We start from the raw sequence: 21,801 nt of genomic DNA on the forward strand, positions 1-21,801 counted from the left end.
GAATTGTCTTTTTGAAGAATAGACAAAATTAATAACCGATAAAGTAAAAAATATGAAAGTTACCATTGTAGGAGCAGGAAATGTTGGAGCTACATGTGCAGATGTTATTTCTTATAGAGGAATTGCTAGCGAAGTAGTGTTGTTGGATATTAAAGAAGGTTTTGCCGAAGGTAAAGCATTGGATATTACACAATGTGCGACAAATACTGGTTTTAATACTAAAGTATCTGGCGTTACCAACGATTATTCTAAAACTGCAGGAAGCGATGTAGTAGTAATTACATCAGGAATTCCGAGAAAACCAGGAATGACAAGAGAAGAATTGATAGGTATAAATGCAGGCATTGTAAAAACAGTTGCCGAAAATGTACTGAAATATTCTCCAAACACTATAATTGTTGTAGTTTCCAACCCAATGGACACGATGACGTATTTGGCTTTAAAAGCTACAGGTCTTCCAAAAAATAGAATTATAGGTATGGGAGGTGCTTTAGATAGTTCTCGTTTTAGAACATATCTTTCCTTAGCTCTAGATAAGCCAGCAAATGATATTTCGGCAATGGTAATTGGAGGTCATGGAGATACAACTATGATTCCGTTAACACGTTTAGCATCTTATAACGGAATTCCGGTATCGGAGTTTCTTTCAGAAGAAGTGTTGCAAAAAGTTGCTGCAGATACAATGGTAGGAGGAGCGACTCTTACAGGTCTTCTAGGAACTTCAGCTTGGTATGCACCAGGAGCTTCTGTAGCTTATTTGGTAGACAGTATTTTGAACGATCAGAAAAAAATGATTGCATGTTCTGTTTTTGTTGAAGGAGAATATGGTCAAAATGATATCTGCATAGGAGTGCCGTGTATAATTGGTAAAAACGGTGTCGAAGAAATTCTAGATATAAACTTAAACGATCAGGAAAAGGCTTTATTTGCTAAAAGTGCAGATGCAGTTCGTAGTATGAATGATGCCCTAAAAACGATTTTAGTATAATAAAAACGGCAAAAAAGAAAAAAAGCTGCACTTTTGCAGCTTTTTTTTTGAGATTAATTAATAAATAAATTGGTTAATATTTTCGTTAATTATATATTTGCTCGGTTTAAAAAAAAATTGGTAATTCGTGATCTCGTTTTTTTGTTTTAAAAAATCATGTCAGGGCTTATTTTATGGGAGTTTAAAACAAAAACAAAAATAAAACATAATTAATTTTTAGTAATAATGCAGAATAAAGGACTTATTAAATTTTTCGCAATTCTATTTGCATTGGTAAGTATTTACCAACTATCATTCACTTTTGTGGCAAATGGCGTCAAAAGTGAAGCTAAAGCTTTTGCAGGAGATAATCCTGATAAAGAGCTGAAATATTTAGATTCTATTGGTAAAGAAAAAGTATTAAACCTTGGTTTTACTGATTTCACTTACAACGAAGTGAAAAACAAACAACTTAATAAAGGTCTTGACTTAGAAGGAGGAATCAACGTGATTCTTCAAATTTCTATTAAAGATGTATTAAAAGGTTTGGCTAATAATTCTAAAAATCCAGTTTTTAATAAATCATTAGCTGATGCATCTGCAAATTTAGAAGGAAACAAAACGTATTTAAATAAGTTTTTTGAAGCTTTTGAAGCAAATTCAAAAGGTTCTGTAAAATTGGCATCTCCAGATATTTTCGCTAACAGAAGCCTTCAAGGAGAAGGTGGAGTAGACTTTCAAATGTCTGATGCACAAGTTCAAAAAGTTATCAAAAGAAAAGTTGATGAGTCTGTAGAAAGTGCTTTTAAAGTATTAAGAGAGCGTATCGACAAATTTGGTGTTACACAGCCAAACATCCAAAAATTAGGAGAAACAGGAAGAATCTTAGTAGAGCTTCCAGGTGCTAAGGATGTTGATAGAATTAAAAAATTATTAGGAGGAAAAGCGCAATTAGAGTTCTGGGAAACTTTTAAAATTGAAGAAATTGGTAATTTCTTAGTTTCTGCTAATGAGGCTTTAAAGAAAACTGAAGTTAAAAAGACTGAAACTAAAACAGTTGTTAAAGATTCTTTGAATGCATTATTAACAGATGCTAAAGATTCTTCAGATGTTAAAAAAGGAAACAATCCTTTATTTGATAAAATAATTGGTAATGGTGGCGGACCAGTTTTAGGATACTTTGCTCCTAAAGATACTGCTACTATCAACGAATATTTTAAAAGACCAGAAATTAGAGTTTTATTGGGTGCTGACCAACACTATGCAAAATTTGTATGGAGCAAGCCAACAACTATAAAAGACCCTAAAGCTAAAGATGTAAAAAGCGCAGCTGATATTGAAGTTGTAGAATTATATGCATTAAAAGGAAACAGAGACAATAACCCAGCTATGAGTGGCGGTGTTGTAACTGATGCAAAAGATACTTTTGACCAAATGGGTAAACCTGCAGTTTCTATGCAGATGAACAGCCAAGGTGCTAAAGTTTGGGAAGAGTTAACAGGAAGAGCTTTTGCTCAAAAAAGCTACATTGCTATTGTATTAGATGATATCGTATATTCTGCTCCAGGTGTAACAAGCGGTCCTATTGCTGGAGGAAGATCTGAGATTACAGGTTCATTTGATGTAGCTGAAACTAAAGATTTAGCAAACGTATTAAATGCAGGTAAATTACCAGCTTCTGCAGATATTATCCAGTCAACTGTTGTTGGTCCATCTTTAGGGCAAGCGGCTATTGATGCAGGTACAATCTCTTCTGTATTAGGTTTCTTATTAGTTTGTGTTTGGATGGTATTCTATTACGGTAAAGCAGGTTGGTATGCAAATCTTGCTTTATTATTGAACTTACTATTCTTATTCGGAATTATGGCAAGTTTTGGTTTTGTATTAACATTGCCGGGTATTGCAGGTATCGTACTTACATTAGGTACAGCGGTAGATGCGAACATTATTATCTACGAAAGAGCGAAAGAGGAATTGCGTGAAGGTAAATCACTTTCTGAAGCAGTTGCGGCTTCTTACGGATGGCATGGTGCAATGCGTTCTATTATCGATGCTAACGTTACTCACGTTTTAACTGGAGCGATCTTGTTTATTTTTGGAACAGGTCCTATTAAAGGTTTCGCGTTAACATTGTTAATTGGTATCGTAACTTCATTGTTTACATCAATCTTTATTGCTAGAATCTTTATTGATAGAAACATTGCAGGAAAAGGGGATTTAACTTTCTCTACAAATATTACTAAAAACTGGTTTACTAATTTCCACTTTGATTTTATCAAAGTGAAAAAATTCACTTATATCTTCTCTTCTATTGTAACAGTAGTAAGTTTAACTTCTATTTTCTTTATTAATGGTTTAGATGAAGGTGTTGATTTTGTTGGAGGTAGAACTTTCCAAGTTAAATTTGAAAAACCAGTTGATGCAACTGCTGTTTCAGATGAATTATCTGCAGCTTTCGGTACTCCGGTTGAGGCTAAAATTTTAGGAGATGATGATCAATTGAAAATCACTACTAAATATAAAATTAAAGAAGATGGTGTAGCTATTGATGAAGAAGTGAATCAAAAATTATATGCTTCTTTACAAAAATATTTCCCGAATACTTCTTACGAGAAATTCATTAACTCTTTCGACGGTAAAAAAGTTGGTGTTTTGCAAGCTTCTAAAGTTGGGGCTTCTATCTCTGAGGATATTAAAACTAACTCATACTGGGCAGTTCTTGGTGCGATGGCAGTTATTTTCTTATACTTAATGGTGTCTTTCCGTAAATGGCAGTATTCATTAGGTGCGATTGCAGCTGTTGCGCACGACGTAATCTTTGTATTAGGAATTTACTCTTTATGCTACAAATTCATGCCATTCCACATGGAAATGGATCAGCACTTTATCGCTGCGATCTTGACTGTAATTGGTTACTCTATGAACGATACGGTAATTGTATTTGACAGGGTGAGAGAGTTTATCATCGGAAACCGTAAAGGAAGTTTCGAAGATATCGTAAACGCTTCTATTAATACTACATTATCAAGAACATTGAATACTTCATTAATGATGATTATCGTATTATTAACGATGTTTATCTTCGGTGGAGAATCTATCAGAGGATTTATCTTCGCAATGTTAATCGGTATTATCGTTGGTACTTACTCTTCATTATTTATCGCTACTCCTGTATTGGTTGATACGATTTCTAGTGATGAGAAACACACAATCGAAGACAAACATAATAAAGCATAATTACTGTTTTAATTATATAAAAAAAAGATCCAGCGAAAGCTGGATCTTTTTTTTATGCTATATTTAAATAGAATTTTAAAAAGATTTATGACAAGAAAATTACTTTTAGTTTTATTGTTTCTTATAGCTGTAAAAAGCACTGCCCAGAAAGATGATTCAAATTTTTCTTTAGGTTTTAATTATGGTTTTGGAAGTGAATTTAGTAATAGAAACTATACATTTACAAACCACTTTTATAAAGTTCAGCTATATTACAAAATAAAGGAAACAAAGCATTTTCAGTATCAGATTTTAGTTCAGCCGGAGGTTAATTTTGCTGAGCATCAATTATTGAATTTCTATTTTGTAAAGCCTGAAACACCAAACTATCAGGAAAAAAGAGATGAATATACCCGCTTAAAAGATGTTCGCGAATATGTGCTTAATTGTGGTTTTTTGATTCGTAAACCTATAGGTGAAGTTTGTTCTTTTTATGTTTTAGGCAGTATTGGTCCTATGATTACAGATACAGAAACAGAGCGAATTTCTAAAGGTTTTGCTTTTGCCGATGTTTTAGCGGTCGGTTTCACTGCAAGTTGTAATAAATTTCAGTTTGATATTCGTCCAAGTATAAGACATGTTTCTAATGCTGGATTAGGAAGCAGTAATGCAGGCTATAATACAAAGAATATTGAATTTGGTATATCTTATCAATTATAAAAAGAAGAAGCCCAATACGTACGATATTGGGCTTCTTTATGTAGAGTAATTGATTTTATGCTTCAGCTAAAGGATTTCTCTGAGCTCTTATGATAAAGAAAAGTCCAATAATGATAAAGGGTATGCTTAACCATTGTCCTGTCGAAAATAAACCTAATTCGCTTTCAAAACCTCCTTGGCTTTCTTTTACAAATTCTACAACGAAACGAACAGCAAATAATAACACTAAAAATAGTCCGAATAAAAGACCAGATTTAAGTCTTGCATTTGTTCTCCAGTATAAAAAGAATAAAATAGCGAATACAAATACGTAACAGAAAGCTTCATATAATTGGGTTGGATGTCTTGATGGAACTTCTGCTAATAATGTTGCAAATTTTGGATCGGTTGCAATTGCGGTATAGGCTTCTTTCGGGTCTGCGATTCCCGTTTTCTGCACTGCTTCGGCTTTGCTGAATGTATCATGAAGAAATCGAATTCCGAATGCAGAATTAGTTTCATGACCAATAATTTCAGAGTTGAAGAAGTTTCCTAAACGCACAAAAATAGCACCGCTTGCAACAGGAATTACTACACGGTCTAATATCCATAATAAAGAGCGTTTTAGTATTTTTTTGCTATAGTAGTACATTGCAATAATAATTGCAATTGCAGCTCCGTGACTTGCTAATCCTTGGAAACCTGTGAATTGAAACTCAGGCTCGAATTTAAATGGCAGGAAAATTTCAAGTAAATGATTTCTGAAATATTCCCAATCATAAAAGAAAACATGACCTAAACGTGCTCCAATCAAGGTTGCTAGAACAGTCCAAACAAACAAAGAATCTAGTTTTTCAATTGATTCATTTTCTCTTTCGAAAATCTTTTTCATTAAGAACCATCCTAAACCAAAAGCAATTACAAACATTAAGCTGTAATAGCGAATCATAAAAAATCCTAAGTTGATTCCCTCAGAAGGATTCCAAACTAAATTTAAGGCGTGTGTCATGTATAAATGTTTTTATATAGCTGTAAAAATAAATATTTAATGTAAAGTACCGCTTTCTAAAAAGTTAATGTTTGTGGTTGCATTTCTTTTCTGGTACAGGATCGTAACCGGTTCTTCCCCAAGGATGACAACTCAAGATACGTTTAATGCCTAAATATCCGCCATAAAACAGTCCGTGAATTTGTAGTGCCTGAATCATATAAGTCGAACAAGTTGGCTCAAATCTGCAGGATGCAGGTGTAAATGGTGAAATGGCAGTCTGATAAAAACGGACTAACAATACAAATGGATATATTAGAATTTTTGAAAACATATTTTTTTGTATAAGTTAGTTTATAGTGGTCAGTATTCAGTTTTTAGTGTGCTGTCAGTTCAAAGTTTGAATCTGAACGCTAAAACACTTAACACTGACCACTTTTTTTATTGTATGCTAAAAGTAGTTCCTTCTTTTCCGTCTTTAAGCTGAATTCCTAAAGCAATTAGTTGATCGCGAATCTGGTCAGAAAGCGCAAAGTTTTTATCTGCTCTAGCTTGATTTCTCATGCCAATAAGCATATTTACTACACCTTCCAATTTATCGCTATCAGCATCAGCTGCTTTGTCATCATTAAGTCCTAAAACGTCATATACGAAAGCGTTTACCGCTGTTTTGAAATCAACTAAATCTTCACTAGAAATAGTTTCTTTACCATCTTTTAATAGATTGATATAACGAACAGCTTCAAACAATTGCGCAATTAAAATTGGCGTATTGAAATCATCATTCATTGCATCGTAGCAAAGTTGTTTCCATGCTCCGAAATCTATTGAACTGGAACTTCCTGCAGTAATATTCGGTAAAGCATCAAGTGCTTCCATTAATCTTTTGTATCCTTTTTCGGCAGCTACAATTGCATCATCAGAAAAATCCAAAATACTTCTGTAGTGTGCTTGAAGCATGAAAAAACGCGTCACTGAAGCAGAAAATGGTTTGCTTAAGATGTTGTTGTCTCCGCTAAGAATTTCGCCTGGAAGAATATTATTTCCAGTCGATTTTGCCATTTTCTTTCCGTTTAGGGTAAGCATGTTGGCGTGCATCCAATAATTTACTGGAGCCTGACCAGTGCAAGCTTCGTTTTGAGCGATTTCACATTCGTGGTGTGGAAATTTTAAATCCATTCCACCTCCGTGAATGTCAAAATGGTTGCCAAGGTATTTAGTACTCATTGCAGTACATTCCAAATGCCATCCAGGAAAACCATCGCTCCAAGGAGAAGGCCATCTCATGATATGTTCCGGCTCGGCTTTTTTCCATAATGCAAAATCTTGTGGGTTTCTCTTGTCAGATTGTCCGTCAAGATCACGCGTATTTGCCAACATATCGTCGATATTTCTACCGCTTAAGATGCCGTAATTATTGGTTTCGTTGTATTTTACAACATCAAAATATACAGATCCATTGGCAACATAACCGATGCCTTTATCTATGATTTTTTTAATAATTTCGATTTGCTCAATAATATGGCCTGTCGCTGTAGGTTCAATGCTTGGCGGTAAAAAGTTGAACGCTTTTAGAATATTATGAAAATCTACAGTATAGCGCTGTACAACTTCCATTGGTTCCAATTGCTCCAAACGTGCTTTTTTAGCAATTTTATCTTCACCTTCATCCACATCATCTACGATATGCCCAACATCGGTAATATTTCGAACATATCGAACTTTATAATCCAAATGCAGAAAATATCTGAAGATTACGTCAAAAGACATAAAAGTTCTTACGTTTCCTAAATGGACATTACTATATACGGTAGGTCCACAAACATACATTCCAACATTTCCATCATGGATGGGTTTGAAATCTTCTTTTTCGCCAGAAAGCGAATTGTATATTTTGAGCGGTTGCGTTGTATATAATGGCATAAAATTTATGTTTAACCGTTTAATCGTTTATTTGTTTAATCGTACTGAACGGATTATTCTTGTGAAAGATAATATTTTTTTAGATTATTTATTTGATTGCAAATTTTTTCAATTTTTTCTCGTGATGTCGTATATTCTAACTCCGAAACATAATTTAAATCCTTAGAGATAATTAAATGATTTAAAGTTTCCATTGCAGATGAATACGATATTGTTAAAAAATGAGCTTTGTCCTTGCTTGTATTTCTTGAAGTTCCTTCAGCAATATTTGTTGCAATCGAAGATGCACTTCTTTTTATTTGAGATGTTATTCCGAATAATTCATTTGACGGAAATTTACTAGTTAATTTATAAATATCCAAAATTAACATTCTTGCATTTTGCCACACTTCAAGCTTCTCAAAAGAAAAAATGTACATTTTTTTGTTTATTGTTAGTTTGTTTAATCGTTTAACCGAAAATTAAGTTTAACGATTAAACAATTAAACAAATTAACGATTTATCGATTAAACTAAAATTGAGTGTCTAGTTTAATATAGTCTAAGAATTCTCTTTTCGTTTGAGGATCTTTGAATTTTCCGCCGAACTCAGAAGTTACTGTACTGCTTTCGATATCTTTAATACCGCGAGAGTTTACACAAAGGTGTTTTGCATCGATAACGCAAGCAACATCTTCTGTTCCTAAAGCTTTTTGTAATTCTTGAACAATCTGCATTGTAAGACGCTCCTGTACTTGAGGTCTTTTAGCATAATACTCAACGATACGATTCATTTTTGATAAACCAATCACACGTCCGCTTGAGATATAAGCCACGTGAGCACGTCCAATAATTGGCAGTAAATGGTGTTCGCAAGTAGAATAAACGGTAATGTTTTTTTCTACAAGCATTTCGCCATATTTATAATTGTTGTCAAAAGTAGAAGCTTTTGGTTGTTTTGCTGGGTTAAGACCACCAAAAATTTCCTTTACAAACATTTTTGCAACTCGGTTTGGAGTTCCTTTGATGCTGTCATCTGTCAAATCCATTCCAAGAGTTTGCAGAATGCTTTCAACATCTTTTTTAATTTTTTCTATTTTTTCTTCGTCAGTTATATCAAAAGCATCTTCTCTTAGAGGATTTTTTGCATTACTGCTAAAGTGATTATCTCCTATTTCGTCTAAAAATTCTTCGTTGTTTATCATTAAAAACTACTATTAGTATATGTATTCCTTTTTAAGGCGGTAAAGATAATTAATAAATAGGAAACCTTTTCTATCGTTTTTAGGATTTAATTACTCCTTTTTGGATATAATTTAAATTTTGAAGAGAAATACTGTTATTAGAAACAAAAAAGACAACAACGAAAAACGTTATTGTCTTTTTAAATCTATTATAATGAATTGATTATCTGTTATTGTAAACCAATAAAGCTTCTTTTAGAATGTTTACGGCTGTAATCAAATCTTTTTTGTTTAAAACATAAGCAATACGAACTTGATTTAGTCCCATTCCAGGTGTCGAATAGAAGCCTTTGGCAGGAGCAATCATTACCGTTTCGCCATTTAAATTGTAACTTTCAAGCAACCATTGTGCAAAATCGTCTGAATCTTTTATTGGAAGTTCTGCAATACAATAAAAAGCACCTTTTGGTTTTGTTACAATAACACCGTCAATTTTGTTTAATTCGGCAATCAGCGTGTTGCGGCGTTCTTTATATTCAGCAATTACTTCGTCAAAATAACTTTGAGGTGTGTCAATCGCAGCTTCGCAGGCAATTTGTTCAATTGTTGGCGGACTCAAACGTGCTTGAGCAAATTTCATTACGGTTGCTAAAACATCTTTATTTTTAGTAACCAAACAGCCAATTCTTGCTCCGCACATACTGTAGCGTTTAGAAACAGAATCAACCATGATTACATTTTGCTGTACATCTTCTAAATTCATTACAGAAAAGTGCACATCGTCGCCGTCATATAAAAACTCACGGTACACCTCGTCAGCGATTAAGTATAAATCGTGTTTTTTAATTAAACCAGCAAGTTGTTTAATTTCTGCTTCAGAATATAAATATCCAGTCGGATTTCCAGGGTTGCAAATCAGAATGGCTTTTGTTTTTGGTGTAATTAATTTTTCGACCTCTTCAATACTTGGTAAGGCAAAAGCAGTTTCGATAGTAGAAACCAATGGAACTACAGTTGCGCTTGTTGAAGATGCAAATGCGTGATAATTAGCATAAAAAGGTTCTGGGATAATGATTTCGTCTCCAGGATCTGTAATTGTGGCCAGTGCAAAAAGTAAGGCTTCAGAACCACCAGTTGTTACAATGATGTCTTCTGTGTTAACGTTTACATTTTGGCGCTGGTAAAATTCTGCTAATTTTTTTCTATAGCTTTCATATCCGGCAGACGGACTGTATTCTATAAGAGTTAAATCAATATTTTTTACCGCCTCGATGGCCACTTCCGGTGTCTTGATATCCGGTTGACCAATGTTTAAGTGATACACCTTGTGTCCTTTTTTCTTTGCTAAATCAGCAAAAGGAGCCAGCTTGCGTATCGGAGATTCGGGCATGTTTCTTCCCTTGAGTGAAATTGTCGGCATGAGTATAAATTATTGAAGTGCAAATTTGCATATTTTTTTCGTATTTAACGTAAATAATAAGGGTACTTCCAAAAATGTAACAATAATAAATATATTTACTAATTTTATAATAAAATATTGTCAATGAAAAAATATATAGTATTGTTTTTTGGGTTATTCTTACCTTTTTTGCTTTTTGGACAAGGCGATTTCATATTGGAAAACAATGCAACTAAGGCTACAATACCTTTTAAATTGATTAACAACCTTATTTTTATTCCTATAAAAGTAAATGGAGTCGAGCTAAATTTTCTGTTAGATTCGGGCGTCGAAGAAACAATTCTATTTAGTATGGAAGAACAGCGAGAGGTTAGTTTTAATAATGTTGTAAAAATCAAACTCCGCGGTTTAGGAAGCGAAGAGGAAATAGAAGGCCTAAAATCGACAAAAAATATTCTAGAAACTCATGGTCTTAAATCAAACGATCATATGGTTTTTATTATACTGGATCAAAGTTTTAATTTGTCTTCTCATATCGGAATTCCAGTAAATGGAATTATCGGTCATAAATTCTTTAGAAACAATTTTGTTGAAGTTAATTATCAGAAAAAGAAAATAATAGTTCAGGCGAAAACCGCTAAGTATCAAGAAAAATTAGATAAAAAGTTTAAAATGGTTCCGATAACGGTAGAAAAAGCGAAACCATACATCATGACAACAGCTACAGTTAATAATGAGCAAGTTCCGGCTAAGCTTCTTATTGATATTGGAAATAGCGATGCATTTTGGATTTTTGAAAATGATAAAATAAAACTTCCGAATAAAAATTTCCCAGACTTTTTAGGGAAAGGATTTAGCGGTGACATTGAAGGGCATCGTGCTAAAATTGATAAATTTTCTATTGACGAATTTGATTTTAAAAAACCAATTGTTTCTTTTCCGGATTCTGCGTCGGTTCGCAACGTTAAGATGGTTCCAGGACGTATTGGATCTGTTGGAGGTGAAGTTTTGAAACGGTTTACACTTGTTTTAGACTATCAAGGAAAAAAACTATACTTTAAAAAAAATGGGAGATTTGGGGAACCATTTACATATAATAAAAGCGGAATCACGGTGCAGCACAACGGACTTCAGTGGGTACAGGAAACAGTGCATTTAGAAACCGTACGAGTTGCATCTTCAATGGGAGAACTGCAGGAAAAGGACAAAAACGACAATAATTTTAAATATAAATTTGCGCTTAAGCCTGTTTACGAAATAGTGAATGTGCGTAAAAATTCTGCTGCCGAAAAATGCGGATTGCGTAAAGGAGATATTATTGTCAGTATCAATAAAACGCAACCCTATAAATATACTCTTCAGCAAATAAATAATCTTTTAAAATCAGAAGATGATGTATGGATTAATCTTGAAGTCGAACGAAATAGTTTGGTGCTTAAATTTAGATTTAAACTAGAAGATGAATTGTAAAAAGATTGAATTATAGTTTTTGGTCAATTATTTTTAAAAACCGCGTTTCATATTTCTGTATTGAAGGAATGTATGTTTTTTGTGAAAATAAGTTTGTTAAAAATTAGTTTTTTAGTTAAATATTTTCTTATGTTTAACAAAAAATTAATCTATGGCAAAAAACTACATTAGCTACCTACATTTTGTATTGTTTTTTATTTTTTTTACCGCATTTCCTTCAAAACTAACCGCACAATGCGCTGGTAATGATAACGTAAATGAATTAATTTGTGATGTCACTAATCCAATATATCAATCCGTTGATTTATTTTCTTTGTTAGGCGGTTCTCCAGTTCCAGGTGGAACATGGACAGATGATAATAATTCAAAAGGGCTAAATCCTTCTACGGGTATTTTAAATGCTCAATTTATCCTTAGCGGAGGAGAATATCACTATACTTACACAGCTCCGGCCACTTCGGGTTGTACCGATAATAAAGCGGTAGTCACAATTACGATTGGTGCATACGTTGGAGTCGGATCTCAAGCAACAGTTTGTAACGAGAATGGCTTATTTAATCTTTTTACGGCTTTTGATAGTAAGGTAATGGGGCCGCATGTAAACGGAACATTTACCACTACTTCAGGTCAGCCTGTAGAATCTACAATAGAGATTGGGCAATATACAACCAAAACGACACTTGACTTCATTTATACCGTGCCACCGGTGCTTGCGTGTTCTCCTAACTCAAAGTCGACCAATGTACAAGTAACTATTTATATAGCTCCAAAAATAGGAAGGCCAGTAGATTTGGAGTTATGCGGAACTACAGATTTGGCAGGTTATACCAATTTAGATTTATTTGATCAGCTAATTGGAGGAGATAGAGGAGGTAACTGGACAGGTACGGGCTTAACATCTGCCACAGATCATAATATTAATCTTCAAGAATTGTTTGACGCGAATGGACCTGGCGTATATTCTTATACCTATACTGTTTTGGCAGTTCCTGGTAATAATATATGCAAAAATAAAGACGTTAAAGTAAATATAACTCTCGAAAAAAGACTTGATTTTACAGGATCAAAAATAGAAGCTAGCAAAGATATTTGCGAATCTGAGATTTCGACCGCCACTTATTCGGCAAAAATTACGCAGGGGCCAGATAATATTCCTAATGGAACATACGATGTTAACTTTAGTGTTGTTGGGCCGGGAGTATCATCATCTGAAAACGTAAGGGGAAATTTTGTAAATGGCCAATTTAATTTCCCAATACGATCGTCTTATTTCAAACAAGTAGGAGAGTATACCATTACTGTTACAGGTATAACGTCTACAACGAGCAAAGGAACATGTGTAAACATATTTAATCCGTTTTCAACTGTTTTAAAGATTTATCCGTTGCCACGCTTAAATAATGCTACATTAACAGCGCTTCCAATTTGTCAAAATGATATGGCAACAATTGAAATTGCTGCACCTCAATTGCTTGATGGACTTTACCGTATTTCATATAATATTAATGGAGATAATTTAGCTCTTGGCGAAACCGCAGAAATGAGGTCTATTGGCGGAAAAGCATCATTTACAATTCCGGGAAACCTGAGTACAAGAAGCGGATTATCGGTAATTACGATTTATAGCATAACAAATATTACCAATCCTTCGCCGCAGTGTACCAATACAGCAAATGTTGCAGGAAATCTGTATATAAATCCATTGCCAAATGCATTGACAGTAAAAGCAGCAGTAAAAGATTATTGTTTGAATGCGCCTGTTACCGTTGCCGTTTCAGGATTAGAAACTTTAACCAATGTCAGTATTTCTTATGTATTGTCAGAAGCTAATATTTCTGCGGTACAAACGATTACTAAAGCAGTAACAAATGGTAAATTAGATTTTGTTATTCCTGCCGAATTGCTTTTAAATGCAGGCGAGACAAAAATTACATTTTTGAATCTAACGAATACAGTTACCAATTGTGAGGTAAGTTTAATCAACGTTACAGATGATTTTGTAATAAATCCAATTCCTCCAGCACCAACTGTTTCAGATCAGCAATTTTGTAAAGTGGATGAAGCTGTCATAGCCAATTTAGAACCAAAGGGAACTCAATACAAATGGTACAATTCTGCAACAGCAACAACGCCACTTGCAGTTGATTATGTTTTAAAAACAGAAGATTACTTCATTAGAGAAACTGCTGCTACAGGCTGCGTTTCGGAACCTGCAAAAGTTTCGGTACTTATAAATGATACAGCTGCACCAGAAATGAATGAAACGGCAGATTTTTGCGGGCTGGCCAATCCAAAAATAAGTGATCTTTCTAATAAAACAAATGTCCCGTCAACGGTGGCTTGGTATGATGCGGTGGATGGAAATTTATTGCCTTCAACTACATTACTAATTCATAATGCAACTTATTATGGATATGATTTAAATGAAACAACCCACTGTTTGTCAGAAAGCTATAAAGAAGTAAAAGTCTCACTGCAGGACTGCGAGGTCGCACAGTATGAGTTCTTTATTCCAGATGGATTCTCACCAAACGGAGACGGTGTAAACGATTCGTTTGTGATAAAAGATATTGAATTTTTATATCCAAATTATACACTTGAAATTTATAATAGATACGGAAACGGAATGTATAAAGGAGATAATAATAAACCTGCTTGGGATGGCAAAAACTACGAAAAAAGCGGTATCGCTGGAGGTATTGCACCCAACGGAGTTTATTTTTATGTGTTGCATTTCAATAAAGACAATAAACCGCCACAGCAAGGCCGTCTTTATTTAAATCGATAAAACCTTTTTACATTTTAATATAATTTTCAAATGAAAAAAATAATACTTCTTATAAATTTCCTTTTCTATTTATCCGTTTCTGCTCAGCAAGATCCAGAATATACCCATTATATGTATAATATGAGTGTAGTCAATCCGGCTTATGCGACTGGAGTTCCTGCCATGATGAATTTTGGCGGATTGTACAGAACGCAATGGGTTGGTGCTTATGGCGCTCCAAAAACATTTACCTTTTTTGGGCACACAGCCATTAATGACAAAATAGAAGCAGGTATCTCATTCGTTTCAGATGATATAGGAGATGGGGCTAAAAAAGAGAATAATGTTTATGCTGATTTTGCTTATGTTTTAAAACTAGGCGGAAAAAATAAATTGTCTCTGGGTTTAAAAGCTGGATTTTCGTCTATGCAAAGCAATTTTAATGGTTTTCGTTTTACAGACCCTCAAACAGATATTGCTTTTTCAGAAAATATAAATGCAACAAAACCTAATATTGGAGTTGGAGCGTATTATTTTAGAGATAATCTTTATGTGGGATTGTCTGCCCCAAACTTATTGAAGTCAAAATATATTGAAGAAAAGTCAGGAATGAATGCTTTTGGTTCCGAAGAGATTCATACTTTTTTGACTGCTGGTTATGTTTTTCAGCTCAACAATGCATTGAAATTGAAACCTGCATTTATGTCCAAATTTGTAAAAGGTGCGCCAATAACTTTAGATGTTTCAGCCAATGTTCTTTACAACGAAAAGTTTGAATTTGGAGCTTCGTATAGAATAGATGATTCTGTAAGTGCGCTTTTCAATATTAATGTTACACCGACATTAAGAGTGGGGTACGCTTACGATTATACGCTTACAAACTTCGGACAATTTAATTCTGGAACACATGAAATTATGCTGTTGTTCGATCTGGACTTGTTAGGAAAAGGATTTGATAAATCTCCAAGATTCTTCTAAAATGAAAAATATGAAAAAATTACTCGTTATTATATTCGTATTTTCAATACAGTTTATAAATGCACAAGATCTAGAACTAGCTAGAGCAAAACGTTTTTTTGATAAAACATATTACAGTGAAGCTATTATTTTATACCAAAAATTGGCAGTCGAAAAACCGTCTCAAGAAGTGATTAAAAATCTAGCCGATTCTTATTTCTATACTAACGATTTAGTAAAAGCACAGCGTTATTACCGTCTTTTGATTTCAAATTACAGCAATAATTTAGACCGAGAATATTATTTTAGATACGCTCAGACTTTAAAAGCAACAAATAGTTACGACGATGCAAATGCCAATTTAAAAGAATATTATGCTAAGTCTGCCAATGCAGAAGATATTATCAATTTTGAAAAAGACTTTAAAACATTAGAAAATGTTACGGCAATTGGTAAACGTTTTGAGATTAAAAACCTTGCGATAAATACACCAAATTCTGAATTTGGAGCTGTAAAATATAAAGAAGATCTAGTTTTTGCTGGGGTGAAATTGAAGCCTGGTTTATTTGATAAAAAGTTTAAATGGGATAACGAAACGTATTTGAATTTAGTTTCAATTCCTTTAAAAAATAGTAATTCAGGAGATTCTATAGTTCATTATTTTGCTAAAGAATTAAAAACTGGAATGCACGAATCGAATGCTATTTTTACAAAAGATGGCAAAACGATGTATTTTACCCGAAACAATTCTAAAAATGGAAAGAAGAAAAAAGACGATAACAAAATCTCTAATCTTCAGATTTTTAAAGCAGAATGGGTTGAAGGAAAATGGACAAATATTACTTCTCTTCCATTCAATAGTCCCAATTATTCTGTGGAGCATCCTGCTTTGAGCGCAGATGAAAAAATATTGTATTTTGCTTCAGATATGCCAGGATCTCTGGGTTCTTTCGATATTTATTCCGTTAATATTAATAAAGGAGCATTTGATACTCCGAAAAATTTGGGTTCAGAAATTAATACAGATAAAAGAGAGCAATTTCCTTTTGCCTCAGCAGATAATAAACTTTATTTTTCGTCTGATGGACATTTGGGCTACGGATCTTTAGATGTTTTTGTTTCTGATATTAACGGAAATGAATATTCGAAACCCGTTAATGTTGGGCTTCCAGTAAACTCTAATTTAGACGATTTCGCTTTTAATATCGATTCTAATACCAAAGAAGGATTTTTTGCTTCTAATAGAGAAGGAGGAAAAGGAAGTGATGATATTTATCAATTCAAAGAAATAAAAGATTTGATTGTTGAAGATTGCAAGCAATTAATCGCGGGAACCATTACAGATATTGATACGCAATTGGCTCTAGAAAATGCAACGGTACTATTGCAAGATTCTGAAAATAAAACTTTAAATACCGTTACAACTTCTGCGGATGGAAAATTCAGTTTTACGGTTGCTTGTGAGGCTTCGTATAAAATTTTGGCTTCCAAAGAAAACTATACAAATGCTTCAAAAATACTGACTTTAGATAAAACAAGAGATAAAGTTAATGACGGATCTTTGGCTTTAAAATCATTGGAAGTTATTAAACAGGAAGAAAAACTAATTGCTGAAAATAAGAGAAAGCAAGAAATTATTATTGAAGAAGAAAACAAGAAAAAAGAAGCTTTGGTGGCAATTGAACTAAAAGAAAAAGAGAAAAAAGCCAAAGAAGCAGCAATCGTTGCGGCTGAAGTTAAAAAGCAGGAAAAAGTAAAAGAGATATTGGCAAAGGAAAAAGATGTTGTTAAAGATAAAGATCGTTTAATCATTAAAACAGATCCAATTTACTTTGATTACAATATGTGGTATATCCGAAAAGAATCAAAAGTAGTTTTGGGCAGGGTAGTAGAGCTGATGAAGAAATATCCAGATATGAAAATCGAAATTGGTTCGCATACCGATTCTAGAGGAAACGCCAAATTTAATGAAGATTTATCTCAAAAAAGAGCCAATTCGACAAGAGAATTTATAATTCAGTCTGGTATTGATGCAAAACGAGTTACAGCAAAAGGGTATGGAGAATCGGTGCCAATTATAAAATGTAAAACAGACGAATCTTGCTCAGAAGAAGAACATGAATTGAACAGACGATCTGAATTTGTAATCAAAAGTTTGTAATTTTTTTGAAACATAGTAAACCCGACAGATTTTAAAAAACTGTCGGGTTTTATTTTACAGAAAAACTTTGCCAAAACCTTTTTGCGGAAATCTTTTTTCTTTAATTTTATAGTGATATCAACGAAATAAAAAAAATATGAGAAATCTAACCTTGTCTTGTTTGCTTTTGTCCTTTATTGGATTGCAAAGCTGTAAAAATGAAGAAAAACAAAAAGCTACTGAAGCTGCAAAAGCAGAAGGTGAAGCAGTGGTAAGCACCGCATGCTACAAAGCAATTTATGAAAAGGATACAATAGATTTAAAATTGAATACTTTAAAAAACGGAAAACTAGCGGGAGATATGATTATGAGAGTGGCTCCTTCAACTGTTAGAACAGGAGAAGTGGCAGGCGAGTTTCATGGTGATACTTTGTTTGTAGATTACACTTTTAAAGACAATGTAAATGGAGAAAAAACATTCAAGAACCCGATGGCACTTTTAAAACGTAACAACCAGCTTATTTTAGGAAATGGTGTTATGCAAACTACAATGGGTGTTACTTATTTGGTAAAAGATAAGCCAATTGATTTTGAAAGCGTAAAATATAAATTTGATTCTGTTGAATGCGCTGAGAAGTAAGTAAAGAATAAAGAATAAAGATGTGAGAAGCAAGAGTTTCTTTATAAAGATAAAAAGCCGTTTCTAGATTTAGAAACGGCTTTTGTTATTTAAAGTTTTTAAATTCTTATTGAACTTCACCCTTAATTTTAAGAGCTACTCTTCCTTCAGGATAGTTTACTGCGTTGGTTTCAACAGTAATTGTTTTACGAATAGGTCCTGCTACCATGTTATATTTTACATCGATTTTTCCTTTTTTGCCCGGCATAATTGCTGCTGCAGGTTTGGTAACAACGATTGAACTTAGCGTAGATTCTGCGCCTGTAATTAATAAAGGAGCATCACCAGTATTTGTAAATTCAAAGGAACGAAGTCCATTGTCACCTTTAGAAATTTTTCCATAATCAATTGTATTGTCTGGGGCTGCAAATTCAATTTTCGGGCCGTTTTGTGCATAACTTATTGCGCTAAACAATAAGACTGCAATAAAAGAGGCTGCATTTTTCATATGAAATCTTTTTTTTAATTGTAAGTAAATATACATTCTTTTAATTAACACACAAATTATTATTTCTCTTTTTATAGTCTACTTAATTATTTACTTTTGCTGTCAGTTATAAATACAAAAATTGAACCAGTTTTTTTGTTTAACTGTTTAATCGTTTATTTGTCTAATCGTTGAGATTGATTTATAAATGATTTTTTAAAACAGAAAATAAGAAAACCAATCAATTTGAAATTCGATGATAAAAACCGATTAAACGGTTAAACAAATTAACGATTAAACAACCCTAGTAAATGACAATTCCAGCACAATTTGACGCTAAGACGATTGAGAGTAAATGGTATGATTACTGGATGAAAAACAATTATTTTCATTCAGAACCAGATCATAGAACACCGTACACCATTGTAATTCCGCCGCCAAACGTCACTGGAGTCCTTCACATGGGACATATGTTGAATAATACAATTCAGGATGTTTTAATCCGCCGTGCACGTCTAAAAGGATTCAACGCTTGTTGGGTTCCAGGTACAGATCACGCCTCTATTGCAACTGAAGCAAAAGTGGTAGCGAAATTAAAAGCAGAAGGAATCAATAAAAACGATTTGACCCGCGAAGAATTCCTAAAACATGCTTGGGAATGGACCGATAAATATGGTGGAACAATCTTAGAGCAGCTTAAAAAGCTAGGTGCTTCTTGCGATTGGGAACGTACCAAATTTACTATGGATCCAGACATGTCTGCATCTGTAATTAAATCGTTTGTAGATTTATACAATAAAGGTTTAATCTATAGAGGATACCGAATGGTAAACTGGGATCCGGAAGCAAAAACGACTCTTTCGGACGAAGAAGTAATTTATGAAGAACAGCAAGGAAAATTATTTTTCTTAAAATATAAAATTGAAGGTTCAGAAGATTTCTTGACGATTGCTACAACACGTCCTGAGACTATCTTCGGGGACACTGCCATCTGTATCAATCCAAACGATGAGCGTTTTACACATTTAAAAGGTAAAAAAGCGATTGTTCCAATTTGCGGAAGAGTAATTCCGATTATTGAAGACGAATATGTTGATGTTGAATTCGGAACAGGATGTTTGAAAGTAACGCCTGCGCACGATATGAACGACAAAACTCTTGGAGAAAAGCACAACCTAGAAATCGTTGATATTTTTAATGAAGATGCAACTTTAAATAGTTTCGGATTACATTATCAAGGAAAAGACCGTTTTGTGGTTCGTACTGAAATTGCAAAAGAACTAGAAGAAATTGGGGCTTTAGCAAAAACAGAAACATACTTAAATAAAGTTGGGACTTCTGAAAGAACAAAAGCGGTAATCGAACCAAGATTATCTGACCAATGGTTCTTGAAAATGGAAGAATTGGTAAAACCAGCAATTAAGTCGGTTTTAGAAACAGGAGAAATTAAATTACATCCAAAACGTTTCGAAAACACGTACGCGCATTGGTTAAATAACATTCGTGATTGGAATATTTCTCGTCAATTATGGTGGGGACAACAAATTCCTGCTTATTATTATGGAGATGGAAAAGAAGATTTCGTAGTTGCAGAAAATATCGAAGATGCTTTGGCTTTAGCAAAAGAAAAAACATCTAACAACTCACTTACAACATCTGACTTAAAACAAGACGTTGACGCTTTAGATACTTGGTTTTCATCTTGGTTATGGCCAATGTCTGTTTTTGGTGGAATTATGGATCCAGAAAGTCCAGATTTTAAATATTATTATCCAACAAACGACTTGGTAACTGGTCCGGATATTTTATTTTTCTGGGTTGCGAGAATGATCATTGCAGGTTATGAATATGCTGGCGAAAAACCATTTACAAATGTATATTTGACTGGTTTGGTTCGTGATAAACAACGTCGTAAAATGTCTAAATCATTAGGAAATTCTCCTGATCCTTTAGATTTGATCGATAAATTTAGTGCAGACGGAGTTCGTGTAGGATTGCTTTTAAGCGCTTCTGCTGGAAACGATATTATGTTTGATGAGGAATTGTGCAGTCAAGGAAAAGCGTTTTCAAACAAGATTTGGAATGCTTTTAAATTGATTAAAGGTTGGGAAGTTTCAGAAACTATCCCACAGCCAGAATCATCAAAAGTGGCTATTGAATGGTACGAAGCGAAATTGCAACAGACTTTAGTTGATATTGAAGATAATTTCGAGAAATACAGAATTTCAGATTCATTAATGGCAATTTATAAATTGGTTTGGGATGATTTCTGTTCTTGGTTCTTAGAAATGATCAAACCAGCTTACCAACAGCCAATTGACAGCGTAACTTTCGCGAAAGCGATCGAAATGTTAGAAAACAACTTAAAGTTATTGCATCCGTTTATGCCTTTCTTGACAGAGGAAATTTGGCAGTTAATTGCAGAAAGAACTCCAGAAGAAGCTTTAATTGTTTCAACTTGGCCAGAAGTAAAACCGTTTGACGCAAAATTAATTGCTGATTTTGAAAACTCAATTGAAGTAATTTCTGGAATAAGAACGATTCGTAAAGACAAAAATATTCCGTTTAAAGATGCCATCGAATTAAAAGGAATCAACAGCGAAAATGTTTCTACTTATTTTGATTCAATCATAACAAAATTAGGAAACGTTTCTGCTTTCGAATATGTTTCAGAAAAAGTAGATGGAGCATTGTCTTTCCGTGTAAAATCAAATGAATATTTCATTCCGATTACAGGAAACATCGATGTTGAGGCTGAAATTGCAAAACTGACAGAAGAATTAAATTACACAAAAGGATTTTTGAAATCTGTTGAAGCAAAACTTTCAAACGAGAAATTTGTAAACGGAGCTCCAGAGAAAGTTCTTAATTTAGAAAAACAAAAACAAGCTGATGCTCTAGCAAAAATTGCTACAATAGAGCAGAGTTTGGCTGGTTTGAAATAAGAATTTAATTTCTATTATATTATAGAATTAAACCCGACAGTTTTTTGAAACGTGTCGGGTTT

General features: G+C 33.6%; 16 protein-coding genes. 9 read left to right on the forward strand and 7 right to left on the reverse strand.

Going from position 1 to position 21,801, the window contains the following annotated elements; all coding sequences use genetic code 11:
- The first annotated feature begins 52 nt into the window (after positions 1-52).
- From mdh to NCC77_RS08965, 3 genes are all read left to right on the forward strand, one after another.
- Positions 53-988: a malate dehydrogenase gene (gene mdh / locus NCC77_RS08955; protein WP_250835262.1), complete on the forward strand. Its 936-nt coding sequence runs from the start codon at positions 53-55 to the stop codon at positions 986-988.
- A 225-nt stretch (positions 989-1,213) separates the two neighbouring features.
- Complete coding sequence (gene secDF / locus NCC77_RS08960; RefSeq protein WP_250835263.1) at positions 1,214-4,204, forward strand: protein translocase subunit SecDF; 2,991 nt, start codon at positions 1,214-1,216, stop codon at positions 4,202-4,204.
- A gap of 87 nt (positions 4,205-4,291) precedes the next feature.
- The gene (locus NCC77_RS08965) at positions 4,292-4,903 is read left to right on the forward strand and encodes an acyloxyacyl hydrolase (protein ID WP_250835264.1); all 612 of its coding nucleotides are present in this window, start codon (positions 4,292-4,294) and stop codon (positions 4,901-4,903) included.
- A 55-nt stretch (positions 4,904-4,958) separates the two neighbouring features.
- Here the strand turns inward: NCC77_RS08965 and lgt are convergent, their stop codons facing one another.
- The 6 genes from lgt to NCC77_RS08995 all read right to left on the reverse strand — a co-directional run bounded on the left by lgt (position 4,959) and on the right by NCC77_RS08995 (position 10,375).
- Positions 4,959-5,891, reverse strand: a complete 933-nt coding sequence (gene lgt, locus NCC77_RS08970; protein WP_095929799.1) for a prolipoprotein diacylglyceryl transferase — start codon at positions 5,889-5,891, stop codon at positions 4,959-4,961.
- A 64-nt stretch (positions 5,892-5,955) separates the two neighbouring features.
- Positions 5,956-6,204 carry a membrane protein insertion efficiency factor YidD gene (yidD, locus tag NCC77_RS08975; protein ID WP_095929800.1) on the reverse strand — a complete coding sequence of 83 codons (249 nt, stop codon included), beginning with the start codon at positions 6,202-6,204 and terminating at the stop codon, positions 5,956-5,958.
- A gap of 107 nt (positions 6,205-6,311) precedes the next feature.
- The gene (cysS, locus tag NCC77_RS08980; RefSeq protein ID WP_250835265.1) at positions 6,312-7,793 is read right to left on the reverse strand and encodes a cysteine--tRNA ligase; all 1,482 of its coding nucleotides are present in this window, start codon (positions 7,791-7,793) and stop codon (positions 6,312-6,314) included.
- Between the two features lie 53 nt (positions 7,794-7,846).
- Positions 7,847-8,212, reverse strand: coding sequence for a four helix bundle protein (locus NCC77_RS08985; RefSeq protein WP_250835266.1), 366 nt, complete (start codon positions 8,210-8,212; stop codon positions 7,847-7,849).
- Positions 8,213-8,304: 92 nt separating this feature from the next.
- Positions 8,305-8,976, reverse strand: a complete 672-nt coding sequence (gene folE / locus NCC77_RS08990) for a GTP cyclohydrolase I FolE (protein ID WP_095929803.1) — start codon at positions 8,974-8,976, stop codon at positions 8,305-8,307.
- 202 nt (positions 8,977-9,178) lie between these two features.
- A complete protein-coding gene (locus NCC77_RS08995; protein WP_250835267.1) occupies positions 9,179-10,375 on the reverse strand; it encodes a pyridoxal phosphate-dependent aminotransferase in 1,197 nt (398 codons plus the stop codon).
- A gap of 123 nt (positions 10,376-10,498) precedes the next feature.
- Between NCC77_RS08995 and NCC77_RS09000 the strand changes: the two genes are divergently transcribed.
- The 5 genes from NCC77_RS09000 to NCC77_RS09020 all read left to right on the forward strand — a co-directional run bounded on the left by NCC77_RS09000 (position 10,499) and on the right by NCC77_RS09020 (position 18,328).
- The gene (locus tag NCC77_RS09000; protein ID WP_250835268.1) at positions 10,499-11,824 is read left to right on the forward strand and encodes a PDZ domain-containing protein; all 1,326 of its coding nucleotides are present in this window, start codon (positions 10,499-10,501) and stop codon (positions 11,822-11,824) included.
- 151 nt (positions 11,825-11,975) lie between these two features.
- Positions 11,976-14,612, forward strand: a complete 2,637-nt coding sequence (locus NCC77_RS09005; RefSeq protein WP_250835269.1) for a T9SS type B sorting domain-containing protein — start codon at positions 11,976-11,978, stop codon at positions 14,610-14,612.
- Between the two features lie 30 nt (positions 14,613-14,642).
- Positions 14,643-15,569, forward strand: a complete 927-nt coding sequence (locus NCC77_RS09010) for a PorP/SprF family type IX secretion system membrane protein (protein WP_095929807.1) — start codon at positions 14,643-14,645, stop codon at positions 15,567-15,569.
- 10 nt (positions 15,570-15,579) lie between these two features.
- Positions 15,580-17,709 carry an OmpA family protein gene (locus NCC77_RS09015; protein ID WP_250835270.1) on the forward strand — a complete coding sequence of 710 codons (2,130 nt, stop codon included), beginning with the start codon at positions 15,580-15,582 and terminating at the stop codon, positions 17,707-17,709.
- Positions 17,710-17,845: 136 nt separating this feature from the next.
- Positions 17,846-18,328, forward strand: a complete 483-nt coding sequence (locus tag NCC77_RS09020) for a hypothetical protein (RefSeq protein WP_250835271.1) — start codon at positions 17,846-17,848, stop codon at positions 18,326-18,328.
- A 106-nt stretch (positions 18,329-18,434) separates the two neighbouring features.
- Here the strand turns inward: NCC77_RS09020 and NCC77_RS09025 are convergent, their stop codons facing one another.
- Entirely contained in the window at positions 18,435-18,815 is a 381-nt protein-coding gene (locus NCC77_RS09025; RefSeq protein ID WP_250835272.1) for a DUF1573 domain-containing protein, read from the reverse strand.
- Positions 18,816-19,105: 290 nt separating this feature from the next.
- On the opposite strand from NCC77_RS09025, the gene NCC77_RS09030 reads away from it, so the two are divergent.
- Entirely contained in the window at positions 19,106-21,739 is a 2,634-nt protein-coding gene (locus NCC77_RS09030; protein ID WP_250835273.1) for a valine--tRNA ligase, read from the forward strand.
- Positions 21,740-21,801: the final 62 nt, after the last annotated feature.

Origin of the sequence: Flavobacterium tyrosinilyticum, assembly GCF_023656565.1 — a bacterium.
Lineage (GTDB): Bacteria > Bacteroidota > Bacteroidia > Flavobacteriales > Flavobacteriaceae > Flavobacterium > Flavobacterium tyrosinilyticum.